The organism is Chryseobacterium sp. T20, assembly GCF_047345655.1.
Classification (GTDB): Bacteria; Bacteroidota; Bacteroidia; order Flavobacteriales; family Weeksellaceae; genus Chryseobacterium.
This window is the reverse complement of record NZ_JBLFDU010000009.1, coordinates 52091-71568: the sequence shown is the minus strand read 5'-3', so window position 1 is coordinate 71568 and position 19478 is coordinate 52091. Positions and strand designations below refer to the sequence as shown.

The following is a 19478-nucleotide window of genomic DNA, read 5'->3' as shown; positions in this document are numbered from 1 at the left end:
CTGATGAAGGCGACTACATTATTAAATTTATAATTCATGTAGAATATTGAGATTGCATCATATGAGGGCAATTGCAGGGAATGCACAACGTAATTACAATTTTTACAATAAAACTTTAGGCTTGTGCCTGTCAAGAAAACCGTGAACTGTGATGATCCTCAAACAATAATAACAGGCACTTATTCAGCAACTAAACTGATAACTTAAGTTTAATTTTATGTCAAAGACAATTTTAGTAACAGGGAGTGGTACAGGGTTTGGTAAATTAATTGCCAAAGCGCTATCTGAAGAAGGACATGGAGTAATTGCAACCATGGTAATCACTGATGACAAGAGTAGGGAAACAGCTGAAGAACTTGGTTCATGTCCCAACATTCAAGTGGTAGATATAGATTTGAATAACGAAAAATCTATAAAGGATAATGTAGATCATATCCTTCGTAAATATGGAGCAATCGACATTTTAATCAATAGTACCGAGGTAATCAGCATAGGGTTGCTTGAAGCAACTTCTATCACTCAAATAAAACATATACTTGATATTAGCTTATTTAACGTGATAAGTATGATACAGGCTGTGTTGCCAGACATGCGAAAAAACAAATCCGGGATCATTTTAAATATCTGTTGTGGACCCTCCCTTTTTTCCTTACCATTCTTAATACCGCAAACATTATCAAAAATAAGTATCATCGCATTATCGGAAGGATTAAAAGCTGAACTGAAAAATGAGGGAATCGATTGTATTTCTGTTTTGGTTGATAGTTGTTTGCCCAATTCGGACGATAATAAGTTATTAGATGCTGACCGGCCGGAAATTGAAGAGGCCTATAGAATTGAATCCAAAGATTTAATACACAAACTAAAACAATCAGTTTCTAAATTAGAACCTACAGAGGAGAAACGTCAGCGTGTCATCAACGATATCCTAAACGCATTAAATATGAAAAGTGGAACGAGGCCAGAAGTAATAATCATCGATAAAAAAAATGAGCATACTATTCGCGAGCTGTTCGAAAAAAAGATCGAGTTGAAAAATAATTGGTTTGAACGAACTGGCTTAAAGGTCTAGTCGAATAGAATCTAAATTGACTTTATCCCGCAATTCTCCTACAACACATAAATATCCTAGCCTAAATAGAACAGGATTAAAATCAAATGAATGTTATCCGACTTGGGCATGTTCATACATTTTCTTAATCAAAGCATTACGCAGGCTGTCAAGAAACTTTGTAACCCTCCCTTTTTTCGGGACTTAAGCTACATAAATGTATGATAAAAATCTCTCAAACTAACATTAAAAATGCTTTCAAATGTTTTAATGATGAGCTTGATATCTGCATTTCCATTATCGACGTATTGTCAGAATACATCATCGTCAAAAACAGATTTGGTGTACGCCCCAACTTTCTATTGAAATAGGTTAAATACTTACTATTCTGCTCACTCATTGCATTAAGAAGGTACATGTTGTTATCTATCGTTGACATCTCTATTATATTAAAATGCTTCTATCAGATACTTCTGAACTTCGAAATATTTGTTCCCGTATAGAGCTTAAAAAACTTGCTGAAATGTGCCGGACTTTCAAAACCAAGTTCATAGGCTATTTCCTTAGCCGATTTTTCAGTATAATGTAAATAACGTTTGGCTTCCAACAGAAGCTTTTCACGAATGAGTACCGAAGGTGCCGGTTGTTTTAATCGTGCAAAAACATTGCTCAATGTCTTAGGAGATTTATGGAGGGCACCTGCATAAAAATTAACCTGATGTTGTTCTTTGAAATTTTTTTCGAGAAGCAATGCAAATTTTCTCACAATATCCATTTTTTCGTCAGGGAATTTTGAATAGCTTTCACTTTGAAGCTTTGCTATTCGTGTAGTTTTTATAATTACCCTTTTTAATAAGGTACGAAGCATTTCTCCCTGAAAATTATCCCTCACCATCAGTTCAGTAGAAAACACTTTTTCAAGGTCGGACAATTCTTCTGCTTCATCGGCATTTAGTGTGATAAACATTGGATGCTGGATTCCGTAGAAGAGAAAACCGACGCATCCAACTTCAGAATCGTGATCGATGATACAGTAAAATTCACGGTTAAATTGCCAGGCAGTTAGGGTCTCAGGATGCTGAAAGGTAAAATGCTGATTGGAAACGAGCGGAAGAATGCTCCGTGGTGGCATTGTGTAGGCTATCGCATCGATGAGTACTTCTTGCGATTCACCCTTATTGTAAACAAAAGTATTTACGGGATTAGGACTTGAATTGCTAAGTCCTAATCCTGAAAACAGTTGATTATCGCTGTGCATAACAAACCGCGCCAATGTTGCATTTTCGTTATATTCTTTGATCATTCCCGTTCAGATTTCGTTTTTTTTCATATAATACATGTAAAAAAATAACATCAATTGCACTATTGAGCTATTCTCCGGTTACCATATGCATGGCAATAGCGATTCGGTTCCTGCTACCGATGGTAACTGTAACAAAAATTACTTGAGCTAATTTCTGTTCACCAAGCAGCGCTAGTGCTCGCTCGTAAGTTTCATCAGAAACCCCAGCTTTATCAAGTTAGGCAATTTCTTCTGCCAGTTTAAGTACAGCTTGTTCTGTTTCTGTAAAAAAGGTGTTTCCCACCATGCGGCCAGGACAAACAGGCGCTACGGAGTTTACCCTAATTCCAATGCCGCTTGGGTATGACTGATTATATAGTAACCGCAAACGTTGATTAGTGAAATCCAAGTCCGGATAAGTTCCTGGGGGTTTGGTTCCAGATCTAAAGTTGGTAAATATTTGTCCGAAGTCCCCCTCGCTCTGTATAATTTAGGTTCTGCTTTTCCGATGTCCATTCTTGTTTTTAACTTATATTACTGTCGCTTATAATCTTGCAATCTTGTTTTCAGCATGTTCATGTCTCTTGGAAGATCATTTATCCAACCAAATAAAAGTTAGATCGAACCAGCCAGCGGAACAGCGGGATAGTCCTTCTCCGGATCGAACACGTTATTGAAAAAGTTCGTCAGCGAATACATAGCCACCAGAGCGACAATCTCCATGATATTCGCATCTGTATATCCAGCTTGACGAACAGTTTCCAGATCAGACTCACCGACCTGACCGCGGGTCTCGATGATTTTGCGCGCAAACTGGACGGCGGCGTCCTTCTTCGGATCGATAGCATGGCCTTTCCGAGCGAGAATAATTTCATCGGCCGGCAACTTAGCCATACTGGCCGCATAGCTGTGAACCGCCAGGCAGTAGTTGCAGCCATTCACCTCAGAGACGGCGAGGCTGATGATTTCTCGCGTCTTCACGTCAAGCACCTTGTTCAGGGAACTGCGGAAAGTAGCCCATGCATTGAACGCAATTGGACTCTGCGCAAATGTCGCAAGCATATTTGGCGTGAACCCGAGCATCCTGGTGAACGTATCAAGAGTTGGTTTAGAGTCAGCCGGCACCTGTTCCGGCTTTAGAGCTTGTGTTCTTGGCATCATAGTCTATAGATTTAAAGTTATTTTGACGTTAACTGAATAGTTATTACTAGCTAATAGATTTTGCTAATGGAAATTCATTAGGCACTTGGGTTACAGCATGTAATATGTTACTGATAGTTCTGTCGCCTATGTGCACGATCATATCAATAAGGTTCTCTTTCGAATAACCGGCATCAAAAAAGGCTGCTACCAATGTTCCATCACCTGCATTTCTTTTTTCTGAAAGCTGTTTGGCGAGTTTTACCAAAGCATTCAATTTTTTATCAAACCCTGCGCTTCCGCCTCTGATTTCAAGCGTCTGTTCTTCTGTGAAACCATTCATCTTGGCAACCATAGTATGTGCACTTAAGCAATATAAACAACTATTCACCTCACTAACTACTAGCGTTACCGCCTCAATTTCTTTTTTTGTTAACGAGGTTTTGCTATTTTCAAGATTAATATAAGCTTCTAGCGCATTTTCGGAATAAGCTAACGTAGAGTACAAATTAGGCACAGCACCGAATGCTTTTTTCAGACCATCGAATATCTGTTGATTTTTTGCTGAAACCTCTTCTCTTTTTAGGACGTTGAATGTATTTTCCATTTTTATTAAATTGTTATGTTATAAATTTATTCGTTTGTATAGTACAAAGGTAAGCCGAGGGAAAGCTTTCACAAATGTCCGTACTTCCCTTTAAGTTGTCTATACTTCCCGATATGGAAAATTTCACTTCCGGATAAGTTTTAATAAATATTGACGATGTACAAATTGACTAGCTATATTAGAGTACTTACACGTTAGCCATCACCGAAAAAGAAATTGTGGGTGAAATAGTTTATCTGTATGTAAGATCTGCTTATGTATGTTTCTTAAAACGCACGAGTATTCCCTTCCAATAATTTCAAATTTGTTTTTTTGATTTTCCCTAAAATTCTCTTTTAAAAAACTTTATTTGATATTTCCCAGATGCATCGGGCAGTTTATTCTCCCTTCACTTTGCTTATTAAGAAGTAGTTATTTCTACATTGTATTGTAGTACTGTGCGCCATCTTAGGATTAAATAGATGATTTTTCAGTTGTTATATATCTTGGATCAAGGCAGAATACTTTTAATAAAATATATTGATCATGTTTTCGTTTACATTGATCAACATTATATTCTTTTCGTAGATTTTTCAATTACTGCGACTACAATAGAGCCACTATTACATGCTTTCCCGCAACATTTACTTGCACATTCCCCTTTACATTTATTATTTTTTGTCTTACCGGATTGATGTGATTTAGAATCACTTTTTAAAGGATTGCAATAAGAGATTTCCATATGGGAAGCCTGTTGAGCTTCAATCGTATATCCATACGATTGAAGCTCAACAAAATCAATACAAGGCTACTTAAAAGTAACCTCATACTAACGCCTCCCATTATTTCTAATCTTGTTTTCATTAATTATTTATTCACAATACAATTTTATCGTTGATTCGATTGATTCTTCAGCTACCGAGGCTTCATTTAATACTATCTTTCCATAAGGCCACACCAAATCCCAAAAAGACTAAATCTTTCAAAATAAAAAAGTCCGTAACAGGTACTCCATCTACTGTCTTCCATACTCCAGGAGTAGTAAATAAAAAACTAATTGTAAATCCAAAAGTCAAAATCATTAGCAATCCAGCCCATTTTAGGCTATTTTTTATTTTTATTCCTATCAACAGCATTAATCCCGTGATAATTTCAATTATGCCGATTATATTTGAAACGGTTCTAATTGACCATATTTCATAACTCCATCCCATTAAAGGATGATTTTCTACGAGAGATTTAATTCCTTTAGCTTCCGTTAATGTAAACTTAAAAGCACCGATCCAGAGTAGAACAACTGCTGTACCTAGAACCATGATTAATAGCCCGATACTTGGCGTTTTTATGTTGCTTGATTTTTCCATTTTTTTATTTGATAAAACAAAGATATTTATAAAACAGCGCGGTTAATAGTCCATATTTCCCTAATACATGACGAAATTTCCTTTTATCGACTAAATTGGAATAGCTTTCTTTCTAATTCTAATTTAAAGCTGTTCCGTATTTTTTATATTCATGAATAAGATGCTTTCTAAAATAATAAAAAGGCCTATCATAGAATTAAAGTGATTTTATCTTTTGTGAAGAATAAACTAAGCAATATAGCCACTACAGGATTACATAAGCATATATACTTACTTGTGTAGATACTCGTACATACCACTAAAAGATATAAGGGAAGCAAATATTATCAGGTAATATAGTGAGAGCCGTGATCCTATGTCAACGGTCCTTATGTTGAAATTTTATATTCGGAATTTAGCAGACTAAATGTAATAAAGACCACTCCACCAATTCGCATTTGCCATGAGGTGCTGACCGTCAAACTGTGTAATAACCTCAAATCACAATTTCATACACGGGCACCTATCTTACAAAATTCGCGTATATTCGATTCTCAGCAGTTAGGTTTAGGTTTTTAGACACACTGCCGTTAATGATGTTTTGGAATCTGCGTATTTTTTTGAATATAAAAAACCACTTACCCAAGCAATTTGTGCAAGTAAGTCATGATACCATTTTTACATAGAACCCGCTAAGACCTCTATCCTGTGAAGGAATAGAATATGATTGATGAATACATGGCTGGATTGTATGTTAACATGGTATTAATTCTCTTTTTTTGATTCTGTCTTCGATTTACTGTTTCAAATTTTCCTTTGAATAGGTGGTTGACATTTTAAGTTAGCTAATTTTGTCAATTTGAATCTCCCAAATCAATAATTTTTTCGAGTTAAACAGATAGATACCGTAAATCGGGAAATTCAGTCATATGATAGGGAAATTTGGACATCAGTATAACTAATATCATCAAATACCTTTGTTTTATAAAATTTTAACAGAATAATTTATGAGACACAAACAATTTGGGTGGTTATCACTTTTGGGACTATCATTAGTTTTAGCATCATGTAGTAAGGACGATGATGGCATGATGGAAATGTCATCATCGTCAACGATTACAATTGAAAATGTATTGGACTCCAGACCTTTAGTTGAATCAGGAACATTTAAAAATAATGGCGGTTCTCCTCTAATTATGCCAGGAGAATCAATTTCAATTCAATTATATGCAGGTAAAGGACAGGCTGTATCATTTGCAACAATGTATGGATGGTCAAACGATTTATTTTTTGCTCCTGCTAATCCTGGTATCAAATTATATAAAGACGACGGAACTCCAATCGAAGGTGACGTATCAAACCAAATTAAGTTATGGGATAATGGTACAAGGATTAACCAAATGCCGGGAGCTACTGTAATGCATCCAGGTACTCCGGAATCTAGTGTGAAAGATATCACTGAGGTAAACAGTGCAGATGAACAAGGAAACACATATGCGCCTGCTTCTAGTTTACTAAAAGCCAGTCTACATTATGAAGGTAACTCACAGTTTACACTGACAATTGAAAATACATCAGGAAATACTGCTAATCCTACGCCGTTTAGTCCGGGTGTATGGACAGTATCATATATTGCAGGGGGAGATTTATTAAATCCGAACCCACTATATGAATCAGGCAAACCTACCGCAAATGGCCTAACCAACATTGCCGAAATGGGTGATAATACAATGTTTGCAGATTATATTAAGTCGCAAACAGGAATCTTTACACCACTGTCCCCAGTTTTAGTAGTCATTTACAACGGTATTGAGAATCCAATTTATAAAGTAGGTGAAAAAGATCAAGGTAAAGGATTAAAAAAATTAGCACAAATGGGTGATGCTACTGAATTAGCAGCGTATCTCAAAACTGTGAATGGAGTAAAAGATGTATATGTATTGCCTGCTAGCAATTCGACGGTATTGTTGCCAAAAATTGGTGGGCAAGCAGGTAACAAAGTATCACAAGAATTAAATGTTAAATCCGGTGATAGATTGGCAATTGCAACCATGTATGGCTTATCAAATGATTGGTACTTCGCTTCAAAAGGCAATGGTGTGGATGCACTGCAAAAGGGTGATATTTCAACAACAATTGGTCTGTTTGACAATGGGACAGCGATAAATCAATTTCCTGGAGCGAGTATTACCCAATTTAATTTAGCAGGAGTACCACTGCCAGAAGATAAAAATATAGAAGAAGTGCCAAATCCCAACGCATTTACGATGTTACCGACTATACCAAACATCATCAAAGTAACAATAGAATAATCCAATAACAAGGCTGGGCATTTTTAATCTTAGACTCTCATTATAAATCGCGGATAAATGAAAAATAAATTCAGTTTATTAAGCAAAGAAGAAATTTCATCAACGAATAGAGAAATTTTTGATAAGATGGAGAAGAGTTTTGGTAAAGTACCAAATCTATATAACATAATAGCATATTCTGAGAATGCGTTAGGAGCCTATATGAAATTAGAAGAAACTCCTAATTCCCTAACTATAAAAGAGGTCGGAGCTATAAATTTAGTGGTAAGCCAAGTAAATAGTTGTGTATACTGTTTAAGTGCGCATACCATAGTTGCAAAATCGATAGGTATAAATGATGAGGAAGCGATTGAGATCCGCAAGGGGGGGTATCATGCTAACGAAAAGTTGGATGCGCTTGTAAAAATTACCAATCAGATTACAGAAAAAAGAGGACATGTGGATGTAGGAACATTAGATGCTTTTTTTAAGGCTGGTTATACTAAGGGAAACCTTGTTGATATAATTGTCATTATAGGTGATCGTACAATAAGCAACTTATTACATGCCGTAACACAAGTACCGATAGATTTTCCTTTAGCAAAAAACATTTAATCACACTTCATTAACTAAAAATGGAAAGTATAACACAAAAAATAAAACACATTATGAGCATACTTGGTCTGCTTATAATGGTTAGTCAGGCCAATGCCCAAGGACAACAAAAGAACATGATGGACCATAAAGAAAAAAGCCAGATGGAAATGGGGAGGATGGCTATGGGAGAGAATATGTATCCTCAAAAAGCTGAGGATATCAGCCCACTTTTGGCAGGAGAGAAAATACCTATGGTAACGTTGATGAATCAGCAAGGGAAAATTGTCGATTTAAATAAAATGGTAGCTGAGAAACCTACTATCTTAGTTTTTTATCGGGGTGGATGGTGTCCATACTGTTCTAAACAATTATCTGGATTACAAGAAATATCAGGCGATCTGGAAAGAATGGGATATCAGTTAATTGCAATAAGCACCGATAAGCCTGAAGGTTTAAACGCTTCAATGGATAAAGCAAGCTTAGAATACACATTGTTGTCAGATGCAGATCTGGCAGTTTCTAAGCAATTCGGCATCGCGTATAAAGCCCCTAAAGGTTATTGGGATTTTCTCCCTAAGTCTACTGGCGGAAAAGACATTGATTTGTTGATACCTGTTCCATCGGTATTTATATTAAGCAAAAATGGTGAAATAAATTTTGAATACATCAATCCAGATATTACAAAAAGGTTAAAGCCTGAATTATTAAAGGTAGTAGCACAAACAATATTTAAAGACTTATAAAACAGAAACGATGTTAAAAACTAAGAAAAGAGTAATGACTTATACGATGCTAATTTTTGCATTGGTGTCTTTAGTAAGTATGTCATTTGCCCAAAATAATCCAAAAGCCGGTATGAAAAAGGAAAGTCAGGAAATTGACTTTACTAATGGGAAATGGAGCGAAATTGCTGCAAAAGCAAAAAAAAGTAATAAATATATTTTTGTGGATGCTTATACAACTTGGTGCGCGCCTTGTAAATTACTGAAATCTAAAACATTCAAAGAGAAAGAAGCAGCAGTGTATTTTAATAAAAATTTCATTAATGTGACCATTGATATGGAGAGTGGTGAAGGTATTGCATTAGCAGAGAAATGGAAAGTGACAGCATATCCAACATTATTATTCTTCACTCCACAAGGTAAATTAGTGATGACAAAAATAGGATTTGTCAATGGAAAGCAGTTGATAGAATTTGGTGAACAGGCTTCAAAGAAAAAATAACTGAAAATATAAAGACATGAAAAATTGGAATTTAGAAGGGAAAAAAGTAGTAATAACGGGAGGTTCCAAAGGGATTGGGAAAGCAATAGTCACAGAGTTTGCGGAATTAGGAGCCGAAGTATTGTTTACTGCACGCGATAATGAGGAGGTCATTAAAGTAGAGAGTGCTTTGAGAGAGCGAGGATTAAATGTATATGGTATGTCAGCTGACGTAACTAGTACAGATCATCGTTTGAGAATTAAAATGTGGGTAGATAAAAAATGGGGTAAATTAGATGTGCTGGTCAATAATGCTGGAATTAATATTCGTAAACCAAGTAACGAATATGAAGAAAGAGAATACAGATCTGTATTTGAAGTAAATGTGTTAGCCCCATTTGAATTAAGTAGAATTTTATATTCAAGCCTTTTGGACGGGGCAGGAAGTGCGGTGGTCAATATTGCGTCTGTAGCGGGAATATTGGATGCTAGAACTGGTGCTCCTTACGGAATGTCAAAGGCAGGGCTAATTCAATTGGGAAGAAACCTAGCGAATGAATGGGCAGAAGATAAAATTAGAGTAAATACGGTATCGCCATGGTTTACCGAAACACCAGCAACAAAAAATGTATTGGCAGATGAACAAAAATTAAGTGCAATAACAAACAGAACCCCATTGCGACGCGTGGCCCAAGATGTAGAAATAGCAGCGGTAGTTGCTTTTTTAGCAATGGATAAGGCATCGTATGTGAGCGGTCAAAATATTGTAGTGGACGGAGGTGCGACAGCAGCAATTTTGTAAGATATATAAGAACATATAAATGTGAAATGAGAGGGTGTCTTATGATGTAGTGTAAGTATGAGATAATTGGGGAAACGTGATGGATATTATAAGGGAATAAAGAGGGAGAAAAATTAAATTAGTATCCACTTAAAAACGATAAAATAAAGGCAAATCAATATGGTAAGGGAATACGAAGATAAAATAACTTCAGCAAGATTCGTCATGCATGTGAACAGTGATCAGTTAAAAGGAGCAGGACTTCGTAAGCCAACAGCACCTATCAACACTTTTGTTTATAATAAAGGTTCTAAGCAAAAAGTAAAAATTGATGAAATTGACTATGAAATGCCCGAAAGGTCTTTATTACCATTAGTATCCAATCAAAATTTCACATTTGAAAAACCAGATCAATTAATTGCCTGGCAGTTTAACAGAGAGTTTTATTGCATAGTAGATCATGATGCTGAAGTAGGTTGCGTTGGTTTTCTATTTTATGGTATTGAACATCCTATGTTTATTAAATTAAATGAGGATGAGAAAGAAGAAATGCGATACTTAGAAAAAATGTTTTCTGATGAATGGTTATCGCAAGATAATTTTCAAGGAGAAATGCTTAGGACTTTGCTGAAACATCTAATAATTAAAACGACCCGTACTGCAAAACAGCAAAGTGAATGCTATTCAAAATTTTCAGATGAAAAACTTGATATGATCAGAAAGTTTGCCTTATTACTGGAAGAAGATTTTAAAAAGGAACATGGAGTGAAATTTTATGCAGATGCGTTAAATAAATCACCAAAAACTTTGAGTAATATTTTCGCGATTTTGAGGCAACCTGCTCCATCAAAAATAATACAAAATAGGATTATCCTGGAAGCAAAAAGATATCTGCATTATACCGACAAAACGGCAAAGGAAATTGCATACGAATTAGGTTTTGAAAGTCCGGCACATTTTAGCAGATTTTTTAAAATGTATACCGGTACAAACATCTCCAAATTTAGAGAATAAGAGTCTTAGTTAAAAAAATGAAGATATAACAATGTTAACAATAGAAATACCCGATAATAAGGAAGTTAGTAAAAAAAACAAGGAGTTCTTGAAATACTTCAAAGAGCGTTTAGGGAGTGTCCCTAATCTTTATGCGTCGATGATGCATTCAGAAAATGCATTAAGTAATTACTATCAATTTCATACTAGAAAGGTTTCTTTGTCAAAGCAAGAATGCGAAGCGATTATGTTAGTGGTTTCTCAAAAAAACAATTCTTTATATTGTCTAAGTGTCCATACTATGATCGGAAAGCTAAATGGTTTTGATGAAGATCAAATATTACAGCTTCGTCGGGGGAATGCTGAATTTGATAAAAAATTAGATGCGCTGGTAAAATTCATTAAAAATGTAGTTGAAGAAAAAAATAGGATTAGTGTGCAACTGCTTCAACAATGTTTTAAAATGGGCTATAATCATGAAAATCTGATTGATGCGTTGCATGTCGTAGGTGATAGTTTCATCACAAACTTCACAAGCAAAGTTTTAAATGTGCCAATAGATTTTCCTTTAGCTAAAGAATTAAAAGAACACTAGGAAATAGGGCAATACTTAAAAACTTGGTTATTGGCATTGGTCGAAATACCCTTGGTTTCCTGTGGTCAACAGAAAATCAATAAAAAAATAGGAAAAAAAGAAGTCGAAAGAAAGGGAGTCATGGAAATAGATAGTAAAAATTGTGAAATTGCCACGTTTGCTGCCGGATGTTTTTGGTGTGTAGAAGAACAATTCAAACTACTAGAAGGGGTGGAATCTGTAACCTCTGGATACACTGGTGGTCATCAGAAAAATCCTAGCTATAAAGAAGTAAGTACTGGTATGACCGGGCATGCAGAAGCTTGTAATATAGTCTATGATGCTGAAAGAATATCATATAAAGAATTATTAGGAGGTTTTTTTGTCGCGCATGATCCGACCCAATTAAATAAACAGGGAGACGATATTGGAACACAATACAGGTCCGCTATTTTTTACCATGATGAAAGTCAAAAGAAATTGGCTGAAGCTATCATTGCTGAATTGAATATTGAACAGGTTTATCCAAAGAATATAATAACCGAAGTAACAACTTATGGAGAGTTTTACAAAGCAGAAGATTATCATCAAAATTATTTTGAGAATAATCCAGAGGCCGCGTATTGTCAGAGAGTGATTAAACCTAAGCTAGACAAGTTTAAAAAAGTGTTTAAGAATAAAGTTAAACCGAAATATAAATGAAAAGGATATTGATATTAATTGGATGCATGTTTTTCTTAGGTAGTTGTTATGCGCAGGAAACGAATAAAGGTATAAGTCAGGAACATATGGAAAATCCCTATTATTCCAGAACCGATAAAAAAAAATTAAATATCAGTAATGCAGAATGGAAAAAAGTCTTAAATCCACAGTTGTATCAAGTTGCAAGATTACAGGCTACTGAACAGGCATTTACTGGTAAATATTGGGATAGTGAAACGAAAGGCACCTACTATTGTGCGGTGTGTGGAAATAAACTTTTCCGTTCAGATGCTAAATTTTCAAGCAGTTGTGGGTGGCCTAGTTTTTTCGAACCCGTTAAAAACAGTGTCGTCTATAAAGAAGATAATTCACATGGCATGCATAGAACAGAGGTTGAATGCAATCGTTGTAATTCGCATCTCGGACATATCTTTGATGATGGCCCCGCCCCTACATATAAGCGTTACTGTATGAATTCCATTTCAATGGATTTTGAGCCTGATACGCTTAAATAAGACAGATAAGCTTCCTCTAACATGGGCCGAAAACAGCCCAACATTATTTTAATAAACTTACAAAAATTATCATGAAAAAATGGTTATGGGTCTTGCTATTGTTCCAAATAACAAACTTACAGGCTCAGATAAAGGAAGTTGTTAAGTGGGATTATAAAATTAATAAAATCGCAGACAATGAATATGAGGCTGTGTTGAAAGCACAGATAGACGAAGGTTGGCATCTTTACTCTAAGGATTTACCAAAGGATAGCGGTATACCAACAAAAATGAAAATTGTTAGTAATAACGTTGAATTAATAGGAGACGTAAAAGAGCTGGGAAAAAAAACAGAAGAGTTCAGTGAAGCATTTGGTGTTCAAATAGTATATTTTGCCGATTCTGTAAGATTTATTCAAAAATTCAGATTAAAAAGTAACGGAATCAATCCCAAGATAGCTACTGAGATTATTTTTCAGGTATGCAACGATAAAATTTGTTTAGCTCCAAATACGATAGAATTTGAGGAAATAGTAAATGCAAAAAATGATTTGGAAACAAAGTCCAAAATCATAGTAAGTGAAATGCAAGATTCTGATTTAGCTCATCTGCAAAGTGACATTAAGGTCAATACATTAGATTTTAAAAATCCCCTGGTAGATTGTGGTAATGAGCAAGTCACAGAAGAATCTGGTAATTGGCTGGTATTGCTATTAGGATTCCTAGGAGGATTAATAGCGTTGTTGACACCATGCGTCTTCCCTATGATTCCACTGACAGTTTCTTTCTTTACAAAAAATGCTACTGATAGATCTAAAGGAAAACGGAATGCACTGATTTATGGCGGGTTTATTTTAGTCATCTTTTTAGTACTAAGTATTCCTTTCCATATTTTAGATGGTATCAGTGGAAATGTTTTCAATGAGATAGCAACAAATATATGGTTGAACTTAGTGTTCTTTGTTGTATTCTTATTCTTTGCATTAAGTTTTTTTGGATATTATAATATAACGTTACCGACTTGGATTGTCAATAGATCCTCCCAAGCAGAAGAAGCTGGGGGAATTGTAGGGATATTTTTCATGGCATTAACACTAGTAATTGTTTCCTTTTCGTGTACCGGCCCTATCTTAGGTAGTCTTTTAGGCGGAGTTGCTTCTAGTTCTAAAGATGTCCCAACGTTACTGTCATTTGCTCTTGGAGGATTTGGACTTGCCTGGGCATTTGTATTTGGATTTTTAGCTTTATTTCCGCAAGTATTATTATCACTTCCAAAATCAGGAAGCTGGATGAATACATTAAAAGTATGTCTGGGCTTTATAGAAATAGCATTAGCATTAAAATTTTTATCAAAAGCGGATTTAGTTTCCAAGACTTTTTTGCTAAAGAGAGAGGTATTTATTGTACTGTGGATTATAGTAACAGTGGGTCTAGTTTTGTACCTGTTTGGTAAAATCCGATTCCCACATGATGATAAAAATGAAAAGATAACAACTGTTAGAAAAAGTTTTGGGATCGCAGGTATTTTGTTTGTATTGTATTTGATACCGGGCTTATTACACTCAGAGAAACCACGTTTATCTTTACTAAGTGGCATTCTGCCTCCTTTAAATGTAAGCTTCTATACTTCCCCAGAGGACGGCATTTTTGGAATACATCCAGAACATGATTATTATGAAGCTATTAAAGTAGCAAAAGAAAAAAATAAACCTGTTCTTATAGATTTTACCGGATACGGGTGCGAGAATTGTCGTAAAATGGAGGAATTTGTTTGGAGTGAACCAGATGTTTTACCTCTAATTCAAAACGAGGTTGTATTGGCTTCCTTATATGTAGATGATCGCGAAGAGTTACCAAAAGAACAACAAAGATCAATTGATATGGGGAATGGACAGAAGAAAAAAATTAAAACAGTTGGAGACCAATGGTCTATGTTTCAACAAATAAACTTTAACAATAATTCGCAACCACATTATGTTATGGTAACACCAGATGGAAAAGTTATTAACTCCCCTGTTTCAGGCTATATGTCAAAAGATGATTTTAAAAATTTTCTAGAATGCGGGATACAGTATTATAAAACCAGCAAAAAATAAAATAAAAAACAATCAAATTAAATCAAGCCTAATTGAAAAAATAAAAAAATTCTGTGAGAGACTTTTATTGTAAAATTATTCGAGAACTTGAAGAGGAAATTGGTATACGCTATATTGATAATGGTGACCAAATAAGTTTATGCGAGTCTATGATTGAAATTACCTTACAAAAATTGACGAAACTAAAGCGATTTATTAACGAAAATGAGTTCAAGACAATCGAGGATGAAATTATCTTTTTTAAAGAATTGAAACCCAAGATTGTTTCAAAACTTATTTATTACAATGCGATCTACAAAATAGAGATGAAAAAGCCTCATGGAGGCCAACGAATAATTAAAAAATATCTGAATAATGAATTGGCGAAATTAAAGCGGTTTTTCGATAATAATCTAGAGTTTTATAAATACTATCGAACTAATAGCACGTATCTCGATGAGAAGTATTTTGTGAGAGGAAAATTTGATATTAAATTGAGTTTAGACACATTTTATTTCAAATCAGATCATAGTTTTTCAACTTCTCATGATTATAAGGTAGCTAAAGTTATTGCAAATGATTTAATAGAAGTATATCTAGAAGATCAGATATTAAACATGAATAAATTTTCTAGAGCAAAATCCAAAGAAATACGTAGTTCATTATTAAAATGGACTGCAAGCAAAACATCCCTAATAGAATTAATCTATGCGTTGCATGCTTTCAAAGCTTTTGATGACGGTAGTTCCGAAATAAAGGTTATTGTAAGAATATTTGAAAATACCTTTGGAATTGATTTAGGCGATTTCTATCATACATATTTGGAGCTAAGAAATAGAAAGAATAATCGAACAAAATTTTTAGATCTTTTGAAAGATTCCTTAATAAAAAAAATGGACGAACAAGAAGGAAAATAAAAAAATATCACCCAAGTTACCCCCAACTGTGGGGAATTTATCGCTAGAATTCATAAGGTTTGTGATTTAATTGAAGAACACTTTCTGGAAAGTCAAACTGTTCTAAAAAATCATGAGCTATGAAAAATTCTCTACAAAACATTCTTTTAGAGATACACAACAAAGAGGATAAGATTTCATCTCAGAGCAAGAGCCTGCTTGATGAAGCTTACGAAATGATCCTGTATCTCCAAGATATTTTATTTTCAGTCAAAAAGTCAATTACCCAAAAGGGATTTAATGATGAAGCTGAAGAAATCAATTTCTTCCGTACCATAAAACCTCAAATACTTGGCAAACTAATTTATTACAATAAGGTTTATCGTATAGAGACTACTTGTCCGGTCAGTAATGGTAAAATGTATTATAGTTATTTTTCTAGCCAATTGGCAAATCTTAAACGGGAGTATATTGAACATATCTGCAATGCCGATTTTTACAGGTATTATCGTTCGGGACGAACTGATCGAGATGACATTTATTTCAAACGTGGCAATATCAATTATCATGATGGACTAAACAGCATTGTATTTGAAATAGATCCAGCATTCTCAACCTTCTTCGATTACAAAGTTTCAAGGATTATCGCTAATGAACTGCTCTACACTTACCTGCTTACCAAAATCAATCCTGATGAAAGTCTAGATACGAATTTACAAAAAACCGAAAGTTCAAAAGATATATTTTGGACAGATAGCAAAAATGCACTCGTCGAATTGATTTATGCCCTATATGCTTCGGGTGTGATCTCTCACGGTAAAATTGGAATCCGAAAAATCAGTCTGATGTTTCAGGTGCTTTTCCGTATTCCGCTTAGCGATTTGCATCATGCGTTTCACCGGATGAAAACCCGTACTGGTTCAAGAACGGCATTTTTAGACCAGCTCAAAATATCCCTCGAAGAATATATGGATAAAGACCTTTAGCTGTTTTAATACAGTAATTTCAAAGCAGTACACAAAATGTACTGCTTTTTTTTTTGCCCATATCTGCCAATTAGCAAATGTCGGCAATTCCCTGTTACAAAATACTCAAAATGCCTGAATTCCTTATTAAACAAGGGTTTTTCCTAATTGTAAAAAATTTCAAAAAACCGCCAAACCAATTGGCAAGGCTTGGCAGACAAACACTGCCACTCTAAACAATTTTGCATAGTGAACTTTAAAAAGCTGTGCAATGAAAATAATAACCATTGAAGAAGAAGCGTGGCAACAGCTCAACAGCCGTATTAATGCCATTGCCGACTATCTGAAAAGATTGGATGATACGGGGTATGATGACCTGTGGCTCAATAACCACGAGGTATGCCAATACCTGCACATCAGCGAAAAGACCTTGTGGCGTATGCGCACCAAAGGCGAGATTGCTTATTCAAAAATCTACGGTCAATATTTCTACACTATTGGAGCAATTAAGGATATGCTCAATGCCAATGCCATACAGAGCAGTGATCAGTTTGTGCAGGAGCTTATGGCAAAAGGCAAAAGCTATATCGAAAAAGGCAGAAAGCTAAAGACAGACAAAAAATAGGTATGAACCCCTAAAAGTATATCCCTATGAATATTGACAGAATGGAATTTTTAGCGTGGATGGAACGCCTGATGGGTCGTCTTGATATGCTGGGCGACAATATAAATGAGTTGCAAAAGAAACGCAATAGTATTGACGGCGAGGAATTGCTCGATAACCAGGATTTACTTCAAATGCTTAAAATCAGTAACCGTTCCCTGCAACGGTATCGCTCTATTGGGAGGCTGCCCTATTATACCATAAGCGGAAAATTGTATTACAAGCTATCTGATGTACATCAGTTCATTAGAGAGAGCTTTAACCCACTCTCAAAATGAACGACAATGAAAGACAAAGACTGCCTTTGAGTGCCACATTGGGCAATACAGCCAACGCTTAATTTACATTCGGCAGTGAACTTTTAAATTTTCAAAAATATGAGCAAAGAAATCACAAACAACCCGGAAATGCCCGAACAATTATCGGACATACTATTAGTGCTGGATAAAGAAAAAATGAAAATCCAAGCCGTAAAGAGTATTGACGAGAATGGGAAAATGGAAACCGTTGACCCCACGAAGAAAAACCAAAACCAGTTTATGCGTGTGGATAAAAATGGTGACGTTTTTTCCAACTTCTTCTCTAATTTTTTCAGCCAGTTAAAGAACCCTACCAATTTTTCATTCTTCAAAGTGCCTGCACCCGTCGCAGTTGAAAAAGCACAGGAAATGCAAAAGCAGGTAGATAAGCCAACTCCCGAAGGCGAAAAAGTGATGAAGGAACACGAAGTAAAAACAGAACTGCAACAAGATAAGAAACAAGAAAATCAAAATAATATGGCAACAACACAAACAACACCGGAAACCAGCGAGTACCGCTACAAGCCCGAGCAGATTGATTGGGACACAATGAAAAACCTCGGATTAAGCAAGGAATACCTTGAAAAAAGAAACCTGCTTGACCCTTTGTTACGAGGTTACAAAACCAATGAACTCTTGCCGATAGGCATTAATTTCGGAGGTTCTGTTCTTCGCACAGATGCCCGATTGTCTTTACAGCAAGCCGAAGATGGAAATGTTATCGTAGCAATACACGGTATCAAAAAAGAACCAAACCTGCATTTTGAGTTTTTCGGACACAAGTTTACCGATGAAGACAAAAAGAACCTGCTCGAAATGGGTAATATGGGGCGTGTGGTTAACTTGACCAATTCTAAAACTGGCGAACTGATGCCGTCCATTATCAGTATAGATAGGCTAACCAATGACGTAATTGCATTGAGGACGGATTTCATAAAAATTCCCGATGAAATTAAAGGTGTAAAGCTGAACGATGAGCAGAAGCAAACTTTAATGGAGGGTAAACCGCTAAAGTTAGACGGTATGATTTCCACTAAAGGAACGGAGTTCTCGGCAACGGTACAGTTCAATGCAGACAAGCGTTATGTAGAGTTCCTGTTTGACCGCAATAATTCCAACAGGCAAACCCAAAGCAACGGACAAAGTAATCAACAAAGCCAGCCGCAGGAAGCTCCAAAAACGTTCAGAGGTAAAGAACTGACCGATGAGCAACATAAGGATTTCAAAGCCGGACAAACCGTTTATATGGCAGGGCTGGTTGATAAGAAAGGACAAACCTACAACGGCTATATCACTTTCGACAAAGATACCGGAAAAACAGGCTTTGAGTTTCCTAATCAATATAAAGAAAGAATGCAGCCCATCGAAGCCCACAAAACGCAAATTGCCGTCAATTCGGAGGGCAAGACTAATGAAGCAACCAAAAATATCAATGAGCCTTTGAAGTCGGGACAGCAAAGACCGAAAAACAAACAGCAGCAGGAGCAACAGGAAAAACCCGAAACACCTGCAAAGTCCAAAGGCAGAAAAATGTAGTAAAGT

The 19478-nt window shown here is 35.6% G+C and carries 20 protein-coding genes and 1 pseudogene; 16 read left to right on the top strand and 5 right to left on the bottom strand.

What is annotated here, in order from left to right; translation table 11 throughout:
* Window positions 1-217 precede the first annotated feature (217 nt).
* Entirely contained in the window at window positions 218-1072 is an 855-nt protein-coding gene (locus ACMA47_RS18495; protein ID WP_413930958.1) for an SDR family NAD(P)-dependent oxidoreductase, read from the top strand.
* Window positions 1073-1165: 93 nt separating this feature from the next.
* Here ACMA47_RS18495 and ACMA47_RS18490 read toward each other — a convergent pair.
* The 5 genes and pseudogenes from ACMA47_RS18490 to ACMA47_RS18470 all read right to left on the bottom strand — a co-directional run.
* Window positions 1166-1353: pseudogene (locus tag ACMA47_RS18490) on the bottom strand (RteC domain-containing protein); the annotation flags it as partial.
* Window positions 1354-1514: 161 nt separating this feature from the next.
* Window positions 1515-2354: an AraC family transcriptional regulator gene (locus ACMA47_RS18485; protein WP_072996023.1), complete on the bottom strand. Its 840-nt coding sequence runs from the start codon at window positions 2352-2354 to the stop codon at window positions 1515-1517.
* Between the two features lie 594 nt (window positions 2355-2948).
* Entirely contained in the window at window positions 2949-3494 is a 546-nt protein-coding gene (locus ACMA47_RS18480) for a carboxymuconolactone decarboxylase family protein (protein ID WP_221405644.1), read from the bottom strand.
* Window positions 3495-3540: 46 nt separating this feature from the next.
* Complete coding sequence (locus ACMA47_RS18475; RefSeq protein WP_072996026.1) at window positions 3541-4080, bottom strand: carboxymuconolactone decarboxylase family protein; 540 nt, start codon at window positions 4078-4080, stop codon at window positions 3541-3543.
* A 905-nt stretch (window positions 4081-4985) separates the two neighbouring features.
* Window positions 4986-5423, bottom strand: coding sequence for a DUF417 family protein (locus ACMA47_RS18470; protein WP_072996028.1), 438 nt, complete (start codon window positions 5421-5423; stop codon window positions 4986-4988).
* A gap of 986 nt (window positions 5424-6409) precedes the next feature.
* Between ACMA47_RS18470 and ACMA47_RS18465 the strand changes: the two genes are divergently transcribed.
* From ACMA47_RS18465 to ACMA47_RS18395, 15 genes are all read left to right on the top strand, one after another.
* On the top strand, window positions 6410-7714 hold the full coding sequence (locus ACMA47_RS18465) for a spondin domain-containing protein (RefSeq protein WP_312208720.1): 1305 nt from the start codon (window positions 6410-6412) through the stop codon (window positions 7712-7714).
* 57 nt (window positions 7715-7771) lie between these two features.
* Complete coding sequence (locus ACMA47_RS18460; protein WP_413930957.1) at window positions 7772-8308, top strand: carboxymuconolactone decarboxylase family protein; 537 nt, start codon at window positions 7772-7774, stop codon at window positions 8306-8308.
* 20 nt (window positions 8309-8328) lie between these two features.
* Window positions 8329-9033, top strand: coding sequence for a peroxiredoxin family protein (locus tag ACMA47_RS18455; RefSeq protein WP_072996032.1), 705 nt, complete (start codon window positions 8329-8331; stop codon window positions 9031-9033).
* Between the two features lie 10 nt (window positions 9034-9043).
* The gene (locus ACMA47_RS18450) at window positions 9044-9514 is read left to right on the top strand and encodes a thioredoxin family protein (RefSeq protein WP_221405645.1); all 471 of its coding nucleotides are present in this window, start codon (window positions 9044-9046) and stop codon (window positions 9512-9514) included.
* A gap of 16 nt (window positions 9515-9530) precedes the next feature.
* Window positions 9531-10295 (top strand): SDR family oxidoreductase, encoded by a 765-nt coding sequence (locus tag ACMA47_RS18445; RefSeq protein WP_070562130.1) that lies wholly within the window; start codon window positions 9531-9533, stop codon window positions 10293-10295.
* A 210-nt stretch (window positions 10296-10505) separates the two neighbouring features.
* Window positions 10506-11288, top strand: a complete 783-nt coding sequence (locus tag ACMA47_RS18440) for a helix-turn-helix domain-containing protein (RefSeq protein WP_413930956.1) — start codon at window positions 10506-10508, stop codon at window positions 11286-11288.
* Window positions 11289-11319: 31 nt separating this feature from the next.
* Window positions 11320-11862, top strand: a complete 543-nt coding sequence (locus ACMA47_RS18435; protein ID WP_070562137.1) for a carboxymuconolactone decarboxylase family protein — start codon at window positions 11320-11322, stop codon at window positions 11860-11862.
* A gap of 30 nt (window positions 11863-11892) precedes the next feature.
* A complete protein-coding gene (gene msrA, locus ACMA47_RS18430; RefSeq protein ID WP_245795778.1) occupies window positions 11893-12543 on the top strand; it encodes a peptide-methionine (S)-S-oxide reductase MsrA in 651 nt (216 codons plus the stop codon).
* Window positions 12540-13058 carry a peptide-methionine (R)-S-oxide reductase MsrB gene (gene msrB / locus ACMA47_RS18425; RefSeq protein WP_072996036.1) on the top strand — a complete coding sequence of 173 codons (519 nt, stop codon included), beginning with the start codon at window positions 12540-12542 and terminating at the stop codon, window positions 13056-13058. The genes msrA and msrB overlap by 4 nt, the downstream gene beginning before the upstream one ends.
* 71 nt (window positions 13059-13129) lie before the next feature.
* On the top strand, window positions 13130-15133 hold the full coding sequence (locus tag ACMA47_RS18420) for a protein-disulfide reductase DsbD family protein (protein ID WP_072996038.1): 2004 nt from the start codon (window positions 13130-13132) through the stop codon (window positions 15131-15133).
* Between the two features lie 53 nt (window positions 15134-15186).
* On the top strand, window positions 15187-16029 hold the full coding sequence (locus ACMA47_RS18415) for an RteC domain-containing protein (protein ID WP_413930955.1): 843 nt from the start codon (window positions 15187-15189) through the stop codon (window positions 16027-16029).
* Between the two features lie 119 nt (window positions 16030-16148).
* Complete coding sequence (locus ACMA47_RS18410) at window positions 16149-16994, top strand: RteC domain-containing protein (RefSeq protein ID WP_072996042.1); 846 nt, start codon at window positions 16149-16151, stop codon at window positions 16992-16994.
* Between the two features lie 250 nt (window positions 16995-17244).
* Entirely contained in the window at window positions 17245-17598 is a 354-nt protein-coding gene (locus ACMA47_RS18405; protein WP_072996044.1) for a helix-turn-helix domain-containing protein, read from the top strand.
* A gap of 26 nt (window positions 17599-17624) precedes the next feature.
* A complete protein-coding gene (locus ACMA47_RS18400; RefSeq protein ID WP_072996046.1) occupies window positions 17625-17915 on the top strand; it encodes a helix-turn-helix domain-containing protein in 291 nt (96 codons plus the stop codon).
* Between the two features lie 99 nt (window positions 17916-18014).
* Window positions 18015-19472 carry a DUF3945 domain-containing protein gene (locus ACMA47_RS18395; protein ID WP_072996048.1) on the top strand — a complete coding sequence of 486 codons (1458 nt, stop codon included), beginning with the start codon at window positions 18015-18017 and terminating at the stop codon, window positions 19470-19472.
* Window positions 19473-19478 lie beyond the last annotated feature (6 nt).